General features: G+C 34.4%; 3 protein-coding genes. All 3 read right to left on the bottom strand.

Features of this window, described 5'->3' with window-relative positions; all coding sequences use genetic code 11:
• Positions 1-22: 22 nt before the first annotated feature.
• The 3 genes from tnpC to tnpA all read right to left on the bottom strand — a co-directional run bounded on the left by tnpC (position 23) and on the right by tnpA (position 2330).
• Positions 23-1612 carry an IS66 family transposase gene (gene tnpC / locus ACO6FI_RS13195; RefSeq protein ID WP_485457726.1) on the bottom strand — a complete coding sequence of 530 codons (1590 nt, stop codon included), beginning with the start codon at positions 1610-1612 and terminating at the stop codon, positions 23-25.
• A 246-nt stretch (positions 1613-1858) separates the two neighbouring features.
• Entirely contained in the window at positions 1859-2035 is a 177-nt protein-coding gene (gene tnpB / locus ACO6FI_RS13190; RefSeq protein WP_485457725.1) for an IS66 family insertion sequence element accessory protein TnpB, read from the bottom strand.
• On the bottom strand, positions 2028-2330 hold the full coding sequence (gene tnpA, locus ACO6FI_RS13185) for an IS66 family insertion sequence element accessory protein TnpA (protein ID WP_124952592.1): 303 nt from the start codon (positions 2328-2330) through the stop codon (positions 2028-2030). Before tnpA ends, tnpB begins: the two co-directional genes overlap by 8 nt.
• Positions 2331-2411: the final 81 nt, after the last annotated feature.

Below are 2411 nucleotides of genomic sequence, written 5' to 3'. Positions count from 1 at the left end.
ACTAGAACTTATCATTCTAATCCTACGACTTTTTATTTTTACAACTCTCAGGAATCTCATCTGACCAAAGTACTAAGAGCGAAGCATCTCCACCTGACTGTATGGTATCAAAAACAAATGTAAGATATTTTTGTGGTATCAGGTTATTAAGTATTGCACTTTGAATTATACTATATATCAATGTAGATGCATTAGCTCCGTTAGCTGTATTCGCAAATAGCCAATTAGACCTACCTATAACAAATGGCTTCACACTTTGTTCAGCAAGATTATTACTTAATTGTATTCTTGCATCCTTTAGAAAGTTCTCTAAGTACTCTTTTTGATTTATTGCATAAGTAATAGCCTTCCCCATTAAACTCTTAGGAAGGATTTTTGATTCTATTTGTGAAATCCAACTATAGAACTCGTCAAGTACTTGTTTGGAATTGGTTTTTCTCATTTCCAGTCGCTTTTCCAATGTAAGACCGGATTCATCTGCCTTATCTTCCAAGCGGAATAGTTTCCTTAGATAAGTCTCCCCTTGTTTTGCATACTCATTACTCCTATTAACTTCGTATGCTTCATAGAACTTTCTCTTTGCATGTACAAGGCATCCGCATAAGGTCTTATCCATAAGCTTTTTATATCCGGTGTACCCATCGCAGTGAAGGTAAGTTCCTTTCCAATCCTCAAGAAACTTTTTAGCATAGTCTCCGCTTCGACCAAGTGTATATTCATACAATACTGCAGGATGTGTATTGTATTTGCTTGTTCTATACACCCATACATATGACTTGCTTCCTGCTTCCTTTCCGGGTTCATGTAATACCTCCAGGACAGTTTCATCTGCATGGAGTAGTGTCTCATTTAGTAGACTAAACTTTATCTGCTCATATATAGGCTTTAGAAGATTAGCTCCTTTTATGATCCAATTAGATAAATTTTGTCTTGATATCTCAAAGCCTAATCTTTTAAACTCTTGCTCCATTCTATATAGTGGTAGTGCAAGTGTGTACTTTTGATTCATTATATAAGACATAAAACTTTGTGATACTACACTCTTTTTAATAAGAGCTTTAGGATGAGGTGCTATCTTTATAAAGCCACTCTCTCCATTCTTGTCACAGTTTCTGCAACTATAAACATAAGTCACATGCTCTATAACCTTAACCTCAGCAGGGACTACCACCAGTTCTTTTCTTATCTCTTTCTTCATAACTGTAAGAGGGCTGTGGCAGTTATCACATACCTGTTCACTTTCATCTAATTTATATTCAACTACCTCAACAGGAATGTCATTAAACTTACTTCCCTTTTTCGCTTTTCTTCTTTTATGCTCAGGTATAATACTTTCCTGTGGTGGCTCACTTTGAATTGGCTCTCTAAATGTTTCAGCCTCATTGAAGACATCAAAAAGAGAAAGTTGTCCATCAATAGCTTTTTCGCTTGATTTGCCAAATTTCTCTTTTGCTTTTAATTTCAGTTGCTCCATATACCAATTATTTAACTTAGCAATCTGTTCACTCTTTTCTTTTTTTACTTTTTCTAAAGTCTTAATCTCTTTGTCTTTATCCTGTAAGATAGCCTTAAGTCCGGCAATTTCTGCTTGCAATTCATCTATAGTTTTCATTTTACCGGACCTCCAAATCTCAAATATTTATGTAAAGATTATACTATAAAATCTATGGTAAATCCATTAAAATCAACACTTTTTGAAGACTTCACTACGCTTTATTTTTTGTTTTATTCCCGGTGCCATGATTATATTTTTCAAGTCGTCTATTAATAAATCCATAGTGATTTCTGTATCACTTTGTGACGGCCAAACCACATGTCCTTTTTCAATTCTTTTAAAATGAATCCAAAATCCATTATCTTACCATACAAGAAGCTTTATCCTATCCCTCGCATTGTTACAAAAAGCAAATATTACCTTATCTCTTGGATCAAGGTTGAAATTACTATAAACAAATTCAGCTAATCCGTTTATATTTTTCCTCATATCAGTAGCACCACAAGAAAGAATTACACGATAGTTGTCATAGTTAAACATTTATTTCATTCACCACCTTGATCACCTTTGCAAGTAGTTCAAGATCGGTATATCTATCCACTACAATGTTGACAGCACCTATCTCCATCTTTAGGGTCTTACCGGCTTGTGTTGTCTTGATTTCAATAAATTTAACATCCTTAGAGTGCTTTGATTTCTTATCATGTTTACTCACCCATCTTGTGACTGTTGAAATAGGTAATCCATTCTTCCTAGCCCAGCTTGTGATACTTAATCCACTATTTTTAAACTCCTCAATCAATTGCTCTTTTTCTTCATTAGGATATTTAGCCATAGGCACCTCCACATATTTAGTATAAGCTTATTTTATAGTGGAAGTGTATTTATTGGGAGGCGTACTTGAATTGACGCTTAC

The sequence above is a fragment of the Lachnoanaerobaculum sp. genome, from assembly GCF_057250505.1.
This window is presented reverse-complemented; position numbering and strand designations above follow the sequence as displayed.

Bases quoted from the DNA above. Each gene is read 5' to 3' on its own strand.
- tnpB (WP_485457725.1), bottom strand. From the start codon at position 2,035: ATGTTTAACTATGACAACTATCGTGTAATTCTTTCTTGTGGTGCTACT.
- tnpA (WP_124952592.1), bottom strand. From the start codon at position 2,330: ATGGCTAAATATCCTAATGAAGAAAAAGAGCAATTGATTGAGGAGTTT.
- tnpC (WP_485457726.1), bottom strand. From the start codon at position 1,612: ATGAAAACTATAGATGAATTGCAAGCAGAAATTGCCGGACTTAAGGCT.